At 55.1% G+C, this 14,008-nt stretch carries 15 protein-coding genes; 5 read left to right on the top strand and 10 right to left on the bottom strand.

From position 1 onward, the window contains the following. Window positions 1-96 precede the first annotated feature (96 nt). The 7 genes from lepB to rseD form a co-directional block, all read right to left on the bottom strand. Complete coding sequence (lepB, locus tag V1587_RS19135; protein ID WP_248229545.1) at window positions 97-1,071, bottom strand: signal peptidase I; 975 nt, start codon at window positions 1,069-1,071, stop codon at window positions 97-99. A gap of 15 nt (window positions 1,072-1,086) precedes the next feature. Then, a complete protein-coding gene (gene lepA / locus V1587_RS19140) occupies window positions 1,087-2,886 on the bottom strand; it encodes a translation elongation factor 4 (RefSeq protein WP_023333059.1) in 1,800 nt (599 codons plus the stop codon). A 184-nt stretch (window positions 2,887-3,070) separates the two neighbouring features. Further along, window positions 3,071-3,547: a SoxR-reducing system protein RseC gene (rseC, locus tag V1587_RS19145; RefSeq protein ID WP_032653064.1), complete on the bottom strand. Its 477-nt coding sequence runs from the start codon at window positions 3,545-3,547 to the stop codon at window positions 3,071-3,073. Continuing rightward, window positions 3,544-4,497: a sigma-E factor regulatory protein RseB gene (gene rseB / locus V1587_RS19150; protein WP_023308851.1), complete on the bottom strand. Its 954-nt coding sequence runs from the start codon at window positions 4,495-4,497 to the stop codon at window positions 3,544-3,546. The genes rseC and rseB overlap by 4 nt, the downstream gene beginning before the upstream one ends. Continuing rightward, entirely contained in the window at window positions 4,497-5,147 is a 651-nt protein-coding gene (rseA, locus tag V1587_RS19155) for an anti-sigma-E factor RseA (protein WP_371897464.1), read from the bottom strand. The genes rseB and rseA overlap by 1 nt, the downstream gene beginning before the upstream one ends. Before the next feature lie 31 nt (window positions 5,148-5,178). Continuing rightward, entirely contained in the window at window positions 5,179-5,754 is a 576-nt protein-coding gene (gene rpoE / locus V1587_RS19160; RefSeq protein WP_006176728.1) for an RNA polymerase sigma factor RpoE, read from the bottom strand. Continuing rightward, the gene (rseD, locus tag V1587_RS19165) at window positions 5,751-5,834 is read right to left on the bottom strand and encodes a rpoE leader peptide RseD (protein ID WP_223605340.1); all 84 of its coding nucleotides are present in this window, start codon (window positions 5,832-5,834) and stop codon (window positions 5,751-5,753) included. Before rseD ends, rpoE begins: the two co-directional genes overlap by 4 nt. 343 nt (window positions 5,835-6,177) lie before the next feature. On the opposite strand from rseD, the gene nadB reads away from it, so the two are divergent. Continuing rightward, window positions 6,178-7,797 (top strand): L-aspartate oxidase, encoded by a 1,620-nt coding sequence (gene nadB, locus V1587_RS19170; RefSeq protein WP_371897465.1) that lies wholly within the window; start codon window positions 6,178-6,180, stop codon window positions 7,795-7,797. Here the strand turns inward: nadB and V1587_RS19175 are convergent. Beyond that, complete coding sequence (locus V1587_RS19175; protein WP_109845522.1) at window positions 7,782-8,519, bottom strand: tRNA1(Val) (adenine(37)-N6)-methyltransferase; 738 nt, start codon at window positions 8,517-8,519, stop codon at window positions 7,782-7,784. The genes nadB and V1587_RS19175 overlap by 16 nt on opposite strands. A gap of 132 nt (window positions 8,520-8,651) precedes the next feature. Between V1587_RS19175 and srmB the strand changes: the two genes are divergently transcribed. Next, a complete protein-coding gene (gene srmB, locus V1587_RS19180; RefSeq protein WP_023344704.1) occupies window positions 8,652-9,980 on the top strand; it encodes an ATP-dependent RNA helicase SrmB in 1,329 nt (442 codons plus the stop codon). A 49-nt stretch (window positions 9,981-10,029) separates the two neighbouring features. Here the strand turns inward: srmB and grcA are convergent, their stop codons facing one another. Further along, a complete protein-coding gene (gene grcA, locus V1587_RS19185) occupies window positions 10,030-10,413 on the bottom strand; it encodes an autonomous glycyl radical cofactor GrcA (RefSeq protein ID WP_371897466.1) in 384 nt (127 codons plus the stop codon). A gap of 314 nt (window positions 10,414-10,727) precedes the next feature. Here grcA and ung point away from each other — a divergent pair, with 314 nt between their 5' ends. After that, the gene (gene ung, locus V1587_RS19190) at window positions 10,728-11,417 is read left to right on the top strand and encodes a uracil-DNA glycosylase (protein WP_023333064.1); all 690 of its coding nucleotides are present in this window, start codon (window positions 10,728-10,730) and stop codon (window positions 11,415-11,417) included. A 40-nt stretch (window positions 11,418-11,457) separates the two neighbouring features. Here the strand turns inward: ung and V1587_RS19195 are convergent, their stop codons facing one another. Next, entirely contained in the window at window positions 11,458-12,588 is a 1,131-nt protein-coding gene (locus V1587_RS19195) for a tRNA/rRNA methyltransferase (RefSeq protein WP_023308857.1), read from the bottom strand. A 204-nt stretch (window positions 12,589-12,792) separates the two neighbouring features. Between V1587_RS19195 and trxC the strand changes: the two genes are divergently transcribed. Continuing rightward, the gene (gene trxC, locus V1587_RS19200) at window positions 12,793-13,212 is read left to right on the top strand and encodes a thioredoxin TrxC (protein ID WP_371897467.1); all 420 of its coding nucleotides are present in this window, start codon (window positions 12,793-12,795) and stop codon (window positions 13,210-13,212) included. 69 nt (window positions 13,213-13,281) lie between these two features. Further along, on the top strand, window positions 13,282-13,980 hold the full coding sequence (locus tag V1587_RS19205) for a tRNA-uridine aminocarboxypropyltransferase (RefSeq protein WP_371897468.1): 699 nt from the start codon (window positions 13,282-13,284) through the stop codon (window positions 13,978-13,980). Window positions 13,981-14,008 lie beyond the last annotated feature (28 nt).

Raw genomic sequence — 14,008 nt, forward strand, 5'->3', positions numbered from 1 at the left:
ACAACGACAGGGGATGTCGTTAGTTCGAAGAGATTTATCGTGGAAATAATTCACGCAGCCGCTAATTAAAGCGGCTACGCGTTCATTTATTGAGAATTAATGGATTCCGCCGATACGATTCAGGCGAACACCGGTCGGCCATTCGCCTTCCTGTTTCTCAAAACTCATCCAGATGGCGGTGGCTTTACCGACCAGATTCGCTTCCGGCACAAAGCCCCAGTAACGGCTGTCCGCGGAATTATCGCGGTTGTCACCCATCATGAAGTAATGTCCTGGCGGTACAATCCAGCTCGCCAGCTGCTGGCCCGGCTGGCGATAGTACATACCCAGCTGATCCTGCGCGATTGGCACGGTGAGGATTCGGTGCGTCACGTCACCCAGCGTCTCTTTGCGCTCAACCAGACGGATACCGTTATCTTTGGTTTCGCCTTTCGGTACCTGGAAGAATCCGCTGGTCGCTTCGCCGCCGTTACGACGGGCAAAGGTCTGCACGAAATCACTTGGCTCAACGTTTGAGTAGGTGATTGGCAGCGCGTTTTCACAGGCGGTACCGGAGCTGCAGCCCGGCTGAACGGTGACTTCTTTCGCAACCGGATCGTAAGTGACTTTGTCACCCGGCAGACCTACCGCGCGCTTGATGTAGTCCAGGCGCGGATCTTCCGGATATTTGAACACCACGATGTCGCCACGTTTCGGATGACCGGTTTCGATCAGCGTTTTCTGGTAGATCGGATCTTTAATGCCGTAGGCAAACTTTTCTACCAGAATAAAATCACCAATCAGCAGCGTTGGCATCATTGAACCTGATGGGATCTGGAACGGTTCGTAAATAAACGAACGTACCACCAGCACAATCGCCAGCACCGGAAATACCGAGGCGCCCGTTTCCAGCCAGCCCGGCTTCGGGCCGACTTTCTTCAGGGTTTTCGCGTCAATCCCATCGCCAGTAGCTGCCTGTGCGGCAGCCTGACGTTCACGACGTTTTGGGGCGAAAATAAACTTATCCAGACACCACAGCAGACCTGTCACCAGGGTAGCAATGACCAGGATCAGGGCAAACATGTTCGCCATGCCAACTCCTTAGGGTTATTTGCCGTCTTTACCAACATGAAGGATGGCAAGGAATGCTTCCTGCGGCAGCTCGACGTTACCGACCTGCTTCATACGCTTCTTACCTTCTTTCTGCTTCTGCAGCAGCTTTTTCTTACGGCTGACGTCACCGCCATAGCACTTCGCCAGAACGTTTTTACGCAGCTGTTTCACGGTTGAACGCGCGATAATGTGGTTGCCAATCGCCGCCTGAATCGCGATATCGAACTGCTGACGCGGGATCAGATCTTTCATCTTCTCAACCAGCTCGCGGCCACGGTACGGCGCATTGTCGTTGTGGGTGATCAGCGCCAGCGCATCCACGCGCTCGCCATTGATCAGCACGTCCACACGGACCATGTTGGAGGCCTGGAAGCGTTTGAAGTTGTAATCCAGTGACGCATAGCCACGGGAGGTGGACTTCAGACGGTCGAAGAAGTCGAGTACCACTTCCGCCATCGGGATCTCATAGGTCAGCGCCACCTGGTTGCCGTGGTAAACCATGTTGGTCTGCACGCCACGCTTCTCAATACACAGCGTAATAACGTTACCGAGGAATTCCTGCGGCAACAGCATGTGACATTCGGCAATAGGCTCACGCAGCTCGTGAATATTGTTCAGCGGCGGCAGCTTGGACGGGCTGTCGACGTAGATCACTTCTTTCGAGGTGGTTTCAACTTCATACACTACCGTCGGCGCGGTGGTGATCAGGTCCAGATCGTATTCACGCTCCAGACGTTCCTGAATGATCTCCATGTGCAGCAGGCCAAGGAAGCCGCAGCGGAAGCCGAAGCCCAGCGCCGTTGAGCTTTCTGGCTCGTAGAACAGGGAAGCATCGTTAAGGCTCAGTTTACCGAGCGCGTCACGGAAGTTTTCGTAGTCGTCAGAGCTGACCGGGAACAGACCCGCGTAGACCTGCGGTTTTACCTTTTTAAAGCCTGGCAGCGCTTTATCTGCCGGGTTACGCGCACCGGTCAGGGTATCGCCCACTGGTGCGCCGAGGATGTCTTTAATGGCGCAGACCAGCCAGCCTACCTCGCCGCATCTCAGCTCGGTACGGTCAACCTGTTTTGGCGTGAAGATGCCCAGACGGTCGGCGTTGTAGACCTGTCCGGTACTCATAACTTTGATTTTGTCGCCTTTGCGCATGGTGCCGTTTTTAATACGCACCAGGGAGACAACGCCCAGATAGTTATCAAACCAGGAGTCGATAATCAGCGCCTGCAGTGGCGCATCCGGATCGCCTTCCGGAGCTGGAATATCACGCACCAGGCGTTCCAGCACGTCGGTCACGCCGACACCGGTTTTAGCAGAGCAGCGCACGGCATCGGTCGCGTCAATGCCGACAATATCTTCAATCTCTTCTGCGACGCGCTCAGGATCGGCAGCTGGCAGGTCAATCTTGTTCAGAACCGGCACAACTTCGAGGTCCATTTCCATCGCGGTGTAGCAGTTTGCCAGGGTCTGGGCTTCTACGCCCTGCCCGGCATCGACTACCAGCAGCGCGCCTTCACAGGCCGCGAGCGAGCGTGAAACCTCATAGGAGAAGTCAACGTGGCCTGGGGTGTCGATAAAGTTCAGCTGATAGGTTTCGCCATCAGCCGCCTTGTAATCCAGCGTGACGCTCTGCGCCTTGATGGTGATACCGCGTTCGCGTTCCAGGTCCATGGAGTCCAGAACCTGGGCTTCCATTTCACGATCAGACAGGCCACCGCAAATCTGGATAATACGGTCAGACAGCGTCGACTTACCGTGGTCAATGTGAGCAATGATCGAAAAGTTACGTATGTTCTTCATATAGTTAAATAATTATGCCTTACGAATTCCTGGAGGCCGCTGTTCTTAGCCTGACGTTTTTCAGTGCGAAAACGCAGCATTCTACACTACATCCTCGCTACCTGGAAATGCACTTAGAAGCAGGTATAGCGTGAAGAAAGATCGTTTTCTGTTTTAAGACGTAAAAATGATGAAGCCCGATGAATCACCGGGCCTCAGAAGAGAGCGTCTCAACGCGAAGCTGGTCTGGCGCCAGACCAACGCTGAGAATGACAGGCTGCCACTCCTCGCGCGCGGCAAGCGTCGGGGAGAGGCCTTTGGCAAGCCAGAATCCCCCCAGACCACCCAATGCGGCACCGCACATGGCGGCTCCGTCGGTGCCGAACAGCATCTGGAAAACGCCGCCCATGATAAACAGCCCGATCAGCGGAGAGAGATACACCAGCATGGCGGAGCTGAGGAGGCTGCCTTCCGCGATGCCCAGCTCAACCTTCTGCCCGGCCATCAGCGGCTGTTCGCTCGGCACAGAAATCGTGTGCGAGGTTTGCGGCCCGAGCTTATTCAGCACGCGGCTGCCGCAACCGGCTCGGGATGCGCAGCTATTGCATGAGGCTTTTACATCGCAACTCACCAGCGCAATGCCGTTTTGCCACGAGACTACCGTCGCCCACTCTTTGATCATTGTGCTGCCCTGAATTTAATGCTGTCGGATATGCGCTTCGCCGTCTGAGGAGGGAGTTCTCCCACAATGGTGATTTCTGCGTTATCGCGTACCGTTGTACTCACCGTACGGCGCCCGGTACGCAGCATTTGTTCGGCGCTGTTTGCCGTTGCGCGATTGATATTCACCGAGAAGCTGAACAAACCATCGGAATAGAGGCGCGATTCCACCGGCGTTTCAATCGTTGGCAGCTGACGACGGCTGCTGGACACTTCGCTAAACCCTTGTGGGATCCAGGCAGGTACCCAGTTGAAATTAACGGAATCGCCTGCCGGAACGGAAAGCAGCGGCGGCAGGCTGGCCTTAGCCAGATTCTGCATGCTGTTGCCAACCTGATTGTTCACGCTGAAGGAGATAACGCGGAACTGTTCCAGCGTTTCACCGTCACGGTCGAGCAGGTCTACACGCATGGGGAGTTTGGTTTCCGCGTCGATCCAGACAATATAGCTGTATCGCGTTCCATCCCGGGCGACAACGCGGATCACTTCGCACAGCCTGTCCGCAATACGCGTACGCCCTACCGAGATAAAATCGTAGTAAGGGGCCAGCCGTTTGAAGTCGGTGTAAATGAGTGACGGCAGGGAATCAACGATATAGTCGCCATTGAGCGTGAAAGGCTCCAGGCCGGGCTCGAAATAGCTGATTTCGTTACCACGCTGGACAACTTCCCGACGCGGGCCATCCATCTGTAAAAGCTGGGCGAGCGGCTGGTTATCAAGACGGGCATGGCGATAGCGTAACGACTCGACGCCCTGCTTATTAATGCTGATAAATGCCAACTCGTAATTGAGTGACTGGCTGGCCAGATTCATTTGCTGCAACAACGCCCCGGATGATACATCAGCCGAGGCGTTGGCAGAGAAGAACAGGCTACCCGCCATCAGAGACATGGCGAACCAAAGTTGCTTCATTACTGCGATTGCGTTCCTAAAGTTTGGTTTCCGGGCACCTGCACAGCAGCTTGCTGTGTCTGCGCCTGCTCAAACTGAAGCTGTTCAGAGTGCAGACGACGCTGCAACTCGTAATCCTGCAACATCGCATTAATGCGACGGCGCTGCTCCTGAACCTGCTGTTGCTGGCCGCCGCTGGCGGAAGCATCAGCCGGAACGCCCAGGCTTACCGGGCTGGCTTTGCCCATCATCGGCAGTGTGTTAAACACTGGCGCTTCTGGCTGCTGATTAGTTTCAGACTGAGTATTATAGTGCTGGACGCCAACGATAACTGCAAGCGATACGCATGCAGCCACACCCATTTGGGTAAGCTGGCTGGCCCACGGACGCACCTTTTGCCAGAACGGCATTTTCTGCCACTGGTGAGGCGCGGGTTGAGCTTCAGGAATCAGCGGAGTGGTCTGATGAACAGGCTCATTCTCAATCGCCGCCATGACGCGGGCTGAGATATCGAAATGGAGAATCTCGCCGGTGTCACCGCGAAGGGTGTCACGGATGAGATGGTAACTCTCCCAGGTCTCTTGCATTTCGGGAGAGTGAGACAGCTCGTTGAGCAGCTCACTATCTACCGTTTCACCATCCATTAAAGCGGAAAGTTTTTCTTTCTGCATGCCTAATACCTTTTCCAGTATCCCGCTATCGTCAACGCCTGATAAGCGGTTGAACTTTATTATCAATAGCTTCTCGCGCACGGAAAATTCGTGAACGTACCGTGCCGACCGGACAATCCATGATAGCGGCTATCTCTTCATAGCTCAGACCATCCAGCTCCCGTAACGTAATTGCCATGCGTAAATCTTCCGGAAGCGACTCGATCGTGCGAAAAACGATTTGTCTCAGTTCTTCTGACAACATTAAGTTCTCAGGGTTCGAAATTTCTTTCAATGCGCCGCCACTTTCGAAGTTTTCGGCGTCGATTGCGTCCACATCACTAGAAGGCGGACGACGGCCCTGAGCGACCAGATAATTCTTAGCCGTATTGACCGCAATACGGTACAGCCAGGTATAAAAAGCACTATCTCCCCGGAAAGAATCCAGCGCGCGATAGGCCTTAATAAAAGACTCTTGCACCACATCAGGCACATCGCCTGACGGTACATAGCGGGAAACCAGGCTCGCCACCTTATGCTGGTAGCGCACCACCAGTAGGTTAAAGGCTTTCTGATCTCCCTTCTGGACCCGTTCAACCAGGACCTGGTCCGTTAACTGCTCGCTCATCCGAGGTAATGTCTCCCCAAACCTAAATTCCACGCGTTATCGAAACGCCACTCTAAAAATACCGCACTTTGAGCAAGCACCGAATTAGAGTGTCTGATCTTCAATAAGTTCCGTAACGCCTTTGTTTTTGTTCATCGCGCCGCAGACTGTTCATTTTCTCTCATTATAAGTCTGTTCACGATCCGCACCACTTTCTGACAAGAAACATCTTTTTCCCGCCAGAAGAGTAACGCAACCCAATCTTTATTTCATCACAAAATCTGACGCTAACGATCTGCTTCGCAAAATAATTTCACTCATTTACCCTCCGTTTACCTCCGCTTACGCGTTTAGTCATTGCAACACCTCTTAAAAAAAACGTGCGATATATCGCATTCGAGTGCTATTCTGACCCAACACTGTTTAGTAAATTAAACAACAATCATGAACACAACACCTGAACTCCATTGTGATGTACTGATCATCGGTAGCGGTGCTGCCGGTCTCTCTCTGGCGCTGCGCCTGGCCGAGCATCAAAACGTTATCGTTCTGAGTAAAGGGCCGATAAGCGAGGGTTCCACGTTTTATGCCCAGGGCGGGATTGCCGCCGTGTTTGATGAGACAGACAGCATTGCCTCCCACGTCGACGATACGCTGATTGCCGGGGCCGGCATCGTGGATGCGCACGCCGCAGAGTTTGTCGCCAGCAATGCCCGCCACTGCGTGCAGTGGCTCATAGACCAGGGCGTCTTATTCGATACGCAGGTTCAACCCAACGGTGAAGAGAGCTACCACCTGACGCGCGAAGGCGGCCATAGCCACCGCCGCATCCTGCACGCAGCGGATGCCACCGGTAAAGAAGTGGAGACCACGCTGGTCGGCAAGGCGCTGAGCCATCCTAATATTCGGGTTCTTGAACGAAGTAACGCCGTTGATCTGATTATCTCCGACAAGATTGGCCTGCCCGGCACGCGTCGCGTGGTGGGCGCCTGGGTCTGGAACCGTAATAAAGAGAAGGTTGAAACCTGCCAGGCGAAGGCTGTAGTCCTGGCGACGGGCGGCGCCTCTAAAGTGTATCAGTACACCACGAACCCGGACATCGCCTCCGGAGACGGTATCGCGATGGCCTGGCGCGCCGGCTGTCGGGTGGCGAATCTTGAGTTCAATCAGTTCCACCCAACAGCCCTGTTCCATCCTCAGGCGCGCAACTTCCTGCTGACGGAAGCCCTGCGCGGCGAAGGCGCCTATCTGAAACGCCCTGACGGCACCCGCTTTATGCCGGACTTTGACGCCCGGGGTGAACTGGCCCCGCGCGATATCGTTGCCCGCGCCATCGATCATGAAATGAAGCGCCTTGGCGTGGACTGCATGTATCTCGATATCAGCCATAAGCCAGCAGAGTTCATTCGCCAGCATTTTCCGATGATTTATGAAAAGCTGCTCGGTCTGGGCATGGATTTAACGCGCGATCCGGTGCCGATTGTGCCAGCCGCCCACTATACCTGCGGTGGCGTGATGGTTGACGATCATGGGCGTACCGATGTGGACGGACTGTATGCTATCGGAGAGGTCAGCTATACCGGGCTTCACGGCGCGAACCGTATGGCCTCTAACTCGCTGCTTGAATGTCTGGTGTACGGCTGGTCGGCCGCGGAAGACATCACGAAGCGCATGCCCTACGCCCGCGAGACAGACCGCCTGCCTGCCTGGGATGAAAGCCGCGTGGATAACCCGGACGAGCTGGTCGTGATCCAGCATAACTGGCATGAGCTACGGCTGTTTATGTGGGACTACGTGGGGATTGTGCGCACCACGAAACGACTGGAACGCGCCCTGCGCCGCATCACCATGCTGCAGCAGGAAATTGATGAATATTACGCCAATTTCCGCGTATCGAATAACCTGCTGGAGCTGCGCAATCTGGTACAGGTTGCCGAGCTGATCGTTCGCTGCGCGATGATGCGTAAAGAGAGCCGCGGGTTGCACTATACGCTGGACTACCCGGATCAGCTTGCGGAGTCCGGCCCGTCGATCCTCGCCCCGCAGGTTTACATAAACAGATAAAACGCCTGGGTCAAGGCAGTGTAATCTTCGGAATAACGCTGGTCTGGCCCACGGATCACCATTCGGTCATTAAAGCATTCACCCTCTTTTGGCGAGAGCGCCAGTAGCACGCGGTGCGGCAGTCGGCCTTCCGTATCCGAAATATCGGTACGCAGACGTAGCGTCCAGCCGATCTCCTGCGCGATACCGATGAACGTGTTGCCGGTACTCTCAGGCAGGACCACGCAGAAAAAACCTTCTTCGGAGATGAGTTCTGCCGCACTGGTGAGCAGCGCTTTATGATCGAGGGAGCCGGTATAACGCGCCTGTTCACGCTCGGGTGTCCCGCACTCAACGCCGGGCGCGTAGTAGGGAGGGTTGCTGACGATCAGATCGTAACGCGCGGTTTGTTCAGACGCCCAGGTCAACACATCGGCGCATTCCACTTTCATGCGGGCACCCCAGGGGGATTCGGCCATATTGTCACTCGCCTGCTCTGCGGCCTGCGCATCCAGTTCGACGGCATCAATGGTGACATGCTCTTCCGTACGCTGCGCCAGCATCAACGCCACCAGCCCGCTGCCGGTACCGATATCAAGAATACGCTTAACACCTGCGACAGGCGCCCACGCTCCCAGTAAAATGCCGTCTGTACCGACTTTCATGGCACAGCGATCGTGGGCGACAAAAAATTGTTTAAACGTAAAACCATCGCGGCGCAGCTGCGCTTTGAGTTGAGACATGTCAGGGCAACCTTCTAAGTGAAACTGGAGTAGCATAGGGGAAAGCGAAGTGGCCGAAAAGCGATATCCATACAAACAGATGAAGATTACAGCCGTAACGTCTATAATCAGCGCCCCACACAGAGGTAGAACATGACTGTAACGACTTTTTCCGAACTTGAACTCGATGAAAGCCTGCTCAATGCACTTGAGAGCAAAGGCTTTACACGCCCGACCGCCATTCAGGCAGCGGCCATTCCGCCTGCGCTTGAGGGCCGCGATGTGCTCGGTTCTGCGCCAACCGGCACGGGGAAGACAGCAGCCTATTTGCTGCCTGTGTTGCAGCATCTGCTCGACTTTCCACGTAAAAAATCTGGCCCGCCGCGTATTTTGATCCTGACGCCTACGCGCGAACTGGCAATGCAGGTTGCCGATCACGCGCGTGAACTCGCGGCAAATACTCATCTGGATATCGCCACCATTACCGGCGGCGTCGCGTACATGAACCACGCCGAAGTGTTCAGCGAAAACCAGGACATCGTCGTTGCGACGACGGGCCGCCTGCTGCAGTACATTAAAGAAGAGAACTTCGACTGCCGAGCGGTTGAAACGCTGATCCTCGACGAAGCTGACCGCATGCTGGACATGGGCTTTGCACAGGATATCGAGCACATTGCAGGGGAAACGCGCTGGCGTAACCAGACGATGCTGTTCTCTGCCACCCTCGAAGGGGAAGCGATTAAAGACTTCGCAGAGCGTCTGCTGGAAGACCCGGTGGAAGTGTCGGCGACGCCGTCCACCCGTGAGCGTAAGAAGATCCACCAGTGGTACTACCGCGCGGACAACCTTGAGCACAAGGTCGAATTGCTCAAACACCTGCTGAAGCAGGAAGATGCGCTGCGCACAATCGTGTTTGTGCGTAAGCGCGAGCGCGTGCACGAGCTGGCTGAAATGCTGCGTAACGCCGGGATCAACAACTGCTATCTTGAAGGCGAGATGGCGCAGATCAAGCGTACCGAAGGGATTAAGCGCCTGACCGACGGTCGCGTTAACGTGCTGGTCGCGACTGACGTTGCCGCACGCGGGATCGACATCCCGGACGTCAGCCACGTCATTAACTTCGATATGCCGCGCAGCGGCGATACCTATCTGCACCGTATTGGCCGTACCGGCCGCGCGGGCCGCAAAGGTATTGCTATCTCACTGGTCGAAGCGCATGACTACCTGCTGCTGCAGAAAATTGGCCGCTACGTTGACGAGCCGCTCAAAGCGCGCGTTATTGATGGCTTGCGCCCGACCACGCGCGCGCCGAGTGAAAAAATGACGGGTAAACCGTCCAAGAAAGCGCTCGCGAAACGTGCTGAGAGAAAAGAGAAAGAAAAAGAGAAACCGCGCGTGAAGCAGCGCCACCGCGATACCAAAAATATTGGTAAGCGCCGTAAGCCAAGCTCTGCCGCACCAGAGACGAAAACTGAAGAGTAAAAAAAGCCGGGGATTTCCCCGGCTTTTTTATTCCCCCCTGCTGAAGCCGTTACAGGCTTTCAGTAAAGGTACGGGCGATAACGTCGCGCTGCTGTTCTGGAGTCAGTGAGTTGAAGCGTACCGCATAGCCGGACACGCGAATGGTCAGCTGTGGGTATTTTTCTGGGTGCTCAACCGCGTCCATCAGCGTTTCGCGACGCAGTACGTTTACGTTCAGGTGCTGACCACCTTCCACGCGCACTTCCGGTTTTACTTCCATTGGAATTTCACGGTATTCGATTTCGCCCAGTTTGCTCACCGGCACGATCTCATCTTCAGCAAAACCCGCTTTCGCTACGACACAACGCGCTTCGTTTTTCTCGCTGTCCAGCAGCCAGAAAGAGTTGAGCAGATCGTCATTTGCAGTTTTAGTAATCTGGATACCTGTAATCATGTGTTGCCTCCCTTAGGCTACATTAACTGATGTCGGCCTCTCGCGGCCAATTGGTAAAACCATTGTTTCTTGTGTGTATATATATCATTCACACCCCGGTGATTTATTGATTTAAATCAACAAAAATACCAACCACATAAAGAGTGTGGTTTGAATTTATTGCTTTAGATCAATTTCACGACCTTACCAATTCAATTTAACCTGCACATTTTCAACATAAATTTAGCCACTTAGCGCGCATTTCAGCGTGTAATTTTGCTCACCGGGCTTTAGCAGGTAAGCTAGTCAGAGATTGAGATTCGCAGGAGAGCGAGATGACGACACCTTTAACCTGGCATGACGTGCTGGCAGAAGAAAAGCAGCAGCCTTATTTTATCAACACACTCAGCACCGTTGCCGCTGAGCGTCAGTCCGGACAGACGATTTACCCGCCGCAGAAAGACGTGTTCAACGCCTTTCGGTACACCGAACTGAGCGATGTTAAAGTGGTCATTCTGGGCCAGGATCCTTATCACGGCCCCGGGCAGGCGCATGGGCTGGCGTTTTCCGTTCGTCCGGGCGTGGCTATCCCCCCTTCTCTGCTCAACATGTATAAAGAGCTTGAGGGGACCGTACCCGGTTTTACCCGGCCAAACCACGGTTACCTGGAAAGCTGGGCGCGCCAGGGCGTGCTGTTACTGAATACGGTGCTTACCGTACGGGCGGGTCAGGCGCACTCGCACGCCAGCCTTGGGTGGGAGACGTTTACCGATAAGGTTATCAGCCTGATCAACGAGCATCGTGAAGGGGTCGTGTTTTTACTCTGGGGTTCTCACGCGCAGAAGAAAGGGGCGATTATTGACCGTCAGCGTCATCACGTGTTGAAGGCACCGCACCCGTCACCGCTGTCTGCTCATCGCGGCTTCTTTGGCAGTAATCATTTTGTTCTGGCGAATGAATGGCTGGAAAAACGTGGCGAAACGCCAATTGACTGGATGCCTGTGTTACCGGCAGAGAGCGAGTAGAATTTGAATGTGCCGGGTCAGGCCCGGCACATTAAGAGGCTTAAGCCTTGTTCTGACGCCACCATTCGGCCAGCAGTACGCCGGTCGCAACGGATACGTTCAGACTTTCCACATTGCCTGTCCCATCAATAGAGACGCTCAGATCCGCGCTGGAGAGCGCCGCATCAGACAGACCATCCCGTTCCTGACCCAGCACCAGCACCATTTTACGCGGCAGCGTCGCTTTAAACAGCGGCGTGCCGGCATGGCTCGAGGTGGTCACGATGGAATAACCCGCTTTACGGAACTGCTCAAGGGCATCCAGCACGCTGTCGCCGGTGATCGGCTGTACGTGCTCGGCTCCGCCCTCCGCAGTACGGATCGCGGCACCGGATTCCAGCAGCGCGGCATCCTGCAACAGCACGCCTTTCACGCCAAAGTGCGCGCAGCTGCGCATCATTGCGCCCAGGTTGTGCGGGTTACCCACATCTTCCAGCGCCAGCACGCAGTCATCGGCATCCGCCTGGCTGACCCACTGCTGCACGGTCGTACCGTTACGCTTTTTGATGAGGAAGCAGACGCCGCCGTGGTGTTCAGTACCGGACGCTTTGGTCAGCTCCGCATCATCCACCACGTGGTAGGCTTTACGGTTCGCGGCCATCCAGCGCAGCGCTTCTTTAAAGCGCGGGGTCACGCTCTGGATAAACCAGGCGCGGACGATACACTCAGGACGGCTCTGGAACAGCGCCTGGCAGGCGTTCTCGCCATACACGCGGGTCTCTTCCGCACGCTGACGGCGCAGCACTTCCGGGTCGATAAAGCTTTTACCGCTGATACCACCGTGATCGGCTTTTTCCGGCGTCTCATCGCCAGGCGCGCGAGAAACGGTGCGCCACGGGGAGGCGTTATCACGTGAGAAGTCATCACGCGGACGATCGTCGCGTGGACGGTCACTACGTGGGCGGTCGGAACGCGGACGGTCATCGCGTTTGCGATCGTCACGTTTGCGGTCATCACCGCGGTTGTTTCTGTCATCGCGGGCGGGGCGACGGCCACCGTCTGCACGAGAAGACGCCGGACGCCCGCCACCTTTTCCGGTACGCGGATTTTGGGTGCGTTTATCAGAGTCATCATCACTGCGGACATACATCACTTTGACCTTGCCGCTTTTATTTTTCATTTCGTCGTTCATGCTTTTCTCCACCAGCGCTGCGCGAAGCGCGCAGATTACCCGATGTGCCAGCGCATAGCCATAATTTCGTACAAAAGCCTGTGACTATTGTTCTCATTGAATAAAACGCATTGTTGTTTCAAACAGGCTCATTGATAATATGTAACATATTAGAAACATTATCGGCATTTTGCCGCTGTCCCACGGCTTTATCAGAGGTTAGTTATGAATACCGTATGTGCCAACTGTCAGGCTCTTAACCGCATTCCGGACGATCGGATGGAAGATGGTGCGAAATGCGGACGCTGCGGCCATGAATTGTTTGATGGCGAGGTCATTAACGCGACGGGTGCTACGCTGGACAAACTCCTCAAGGACGATCTTCCTGTCGTGATCGATTTCTGGGCGCCATGGTGCGGCCCATGCCGTAGCTTCGCGCCGATCTTCGAAGATGTAGCCGAAGAGCGTAGCGGAAAAATGCGGTTCGTTAAGGTCAATACCGAAGCCGAACCCGAACTGAGCGCACGTTTTCGTATTCGCAGCATCCCGACCATTATGATTTTCAAAAATGGCGAAGCGATCGATATGCTCAACGGTGCGGTTCCAAAAGCGCCTTTTGAAAGCTGGTTAAACGAGTCGCTGTAACATTCACGGGGCACATCTTGTGCCCCGCTCCCGCCTCTGCGAAAATAGCGTTTTTCCTGCATTTCGCTCATGACTGATAACGCTGTCCTTAAATTACGCGCCGAACGCCTTGCGCGCGCCACCCGACCGTTCCTCGCCCGAGGCAACCGCATTCGCCGCTGTCAGCGCTGCCTGCTGCCGCTGAAGGTTTGTCTGTGCGAAACGCTGGCTCCGAGTACGGCCCAGAGCCGTTTTTGTCTCGTCATGTTCGATACCGAGCCGATGAAACCCAGCAATACGGGGCGTCTTATCGCCGATATTCTGCCGGATACGACCGCGTTTCAGTGGTCCCGTACGGAACCACCTCAGGCCCTGCTCGATTTAGTGACCTGCCAGGACTATCAGCCGATGGTCGTTTTCCCCGCGTCATATGCAGGCGTGGATCGCCAGGTGCTTTCAGTGCCGCCATCCGGTAAACCACCGCTGTTTATTATGCTGGACGGCACCTGGACCGAAGCGCGGAAAATGTTTCGCAAAAGCCCCTATCTCGACGCGCTGCCGGTAATTTCTGTCGACCTTTCCCGCGTCTCCGCCTACCGCCTGCGTGAGGCGCATGCTGACGGGCAATACTGCACCGCCGAAGTGGCCATTGCGCTTCTGGATCTGGCGGGTGATACCGCTGCGGCTCACGCCCTTGGCAACCATTTCTCCTGTTTCCGGGAACGCTATCTGGCGGGAAAAACCGTTCATAAGGGCAGCGTCACAGCAGCCGAGACGGAAAGCGTTTAAAATCATCAGGTCGCTTGCATTCACAGGA

It is taken from the genome of Enterobacter sp. ECC-249 (genome assembly GCF_043965265.1).
Lineage (GTDB): Bacteria > Pseudomonadota > Gammaproteobacteria > Enterobacterales > Enterobacteriaceae > Enterobacter > Enterobacter quasiroggenkampii.

What these genes read in the sequence shown, in the direction of transcription:
- lepB (WP_248229545.1), bottom strand. Translation starts at nt 1,071, where the DNA reads ATGGCGAACATGTTTGCCCTGATCCTGGTCATTGCTACCCTGGTGACA.
- lepA (WP_023333059.1), bottom strand. Translation starts at nt 2,886, where the DNA reads ATGAAGAACATACGTAACTTTTCGATCATTGCTCACATTGACCACGGT.
- rseC (WP_032653064.1), bottom strand. Translation starts at nt 3,547, where the DNA reads ATGATCAAAGAGTGGGCGACGGTAGTCTCGTGGCAAAACGGCATTGCG.
- rseB (WP_023308851.1), bottom strand. Translation starts at nt 4,497, where the DNA reads ATGAAGCAACTTTGGTTCGCCATGTCTCTGATGGCGGGTAGCCTGTTC.
- rseA (WP_371897464.1), bottom strand. Translation starts at nt 5,147, where the DNA reads ATGCAGAAAGAAAAACTTTCCGCTTTAATGGATGGTGAAACGGTAGAT.
- rpoE (WP_006176728.1), bottom strand. Translation starts at nt 5,754, where the DNA reads ATGAGCGAGCAGTTAACGGACCAGGTCCTGGTTGAACGGGTCCAGAAG.
- nadB (WP_371897465.1), top strand. Translation starts at nt 6,178, where the DNA reads ATGAACACAACACCTGAACTCCATTGTGATGTACTGATCATCGGTAGC.
- V1587_RS19175 (WP_109845522.1), bottom strand. Translation starts at nt 8,519, where the DNA reads ATGTCTCAACTCAAAGCGCAGCTGCGCCGCGATGGTTTTACGTTTAAA.
- srmB (WP_023344704.1), top strand. Translation starts at nt 8,652, where the DNA reads ATGACTGTAACGACTTTTTCCGAACTTGAACTCGATGAAAGCCTGCTC.
- grcA (WP_371897466.1), bottom strand. Translation starts at nt 10,413, where the DNA reads ATGATTACAGGTATCCAGATTACTAAAACTGCAAATGACGATCTGCTC.
- ung (WP_023333064.1), top strand. Translation starts at nt 10,728, where the DNA reads ATGACGACACCTTTAACCTGGCATGACGTGCTGGCAGAAGAAAAGCAG.
- V1587_RS19195 (WP_023308857.1), bottom strand. Translation starts at nt 12,588, where the DNA reads ATGAACGACGAAATGAAAAATAAAAGCGGCAAGGTCAAAGTGATGTAT.
- trxC (WP_371897467.1), top strand. Translation starts at nt 12,793, where the DNA reads ATGAATACCGTATGTGCCAACTGTCAGGCTCTTAACCGCATTCCGGAC.
- V1587_RS19205 (WP_371897468.1), top strand. Translation starts at nt 13,282, where the DNA reads ATGACTGATAACGCTGTCCTTAAATTACGCGCCGAACGCCTTGCGCGC.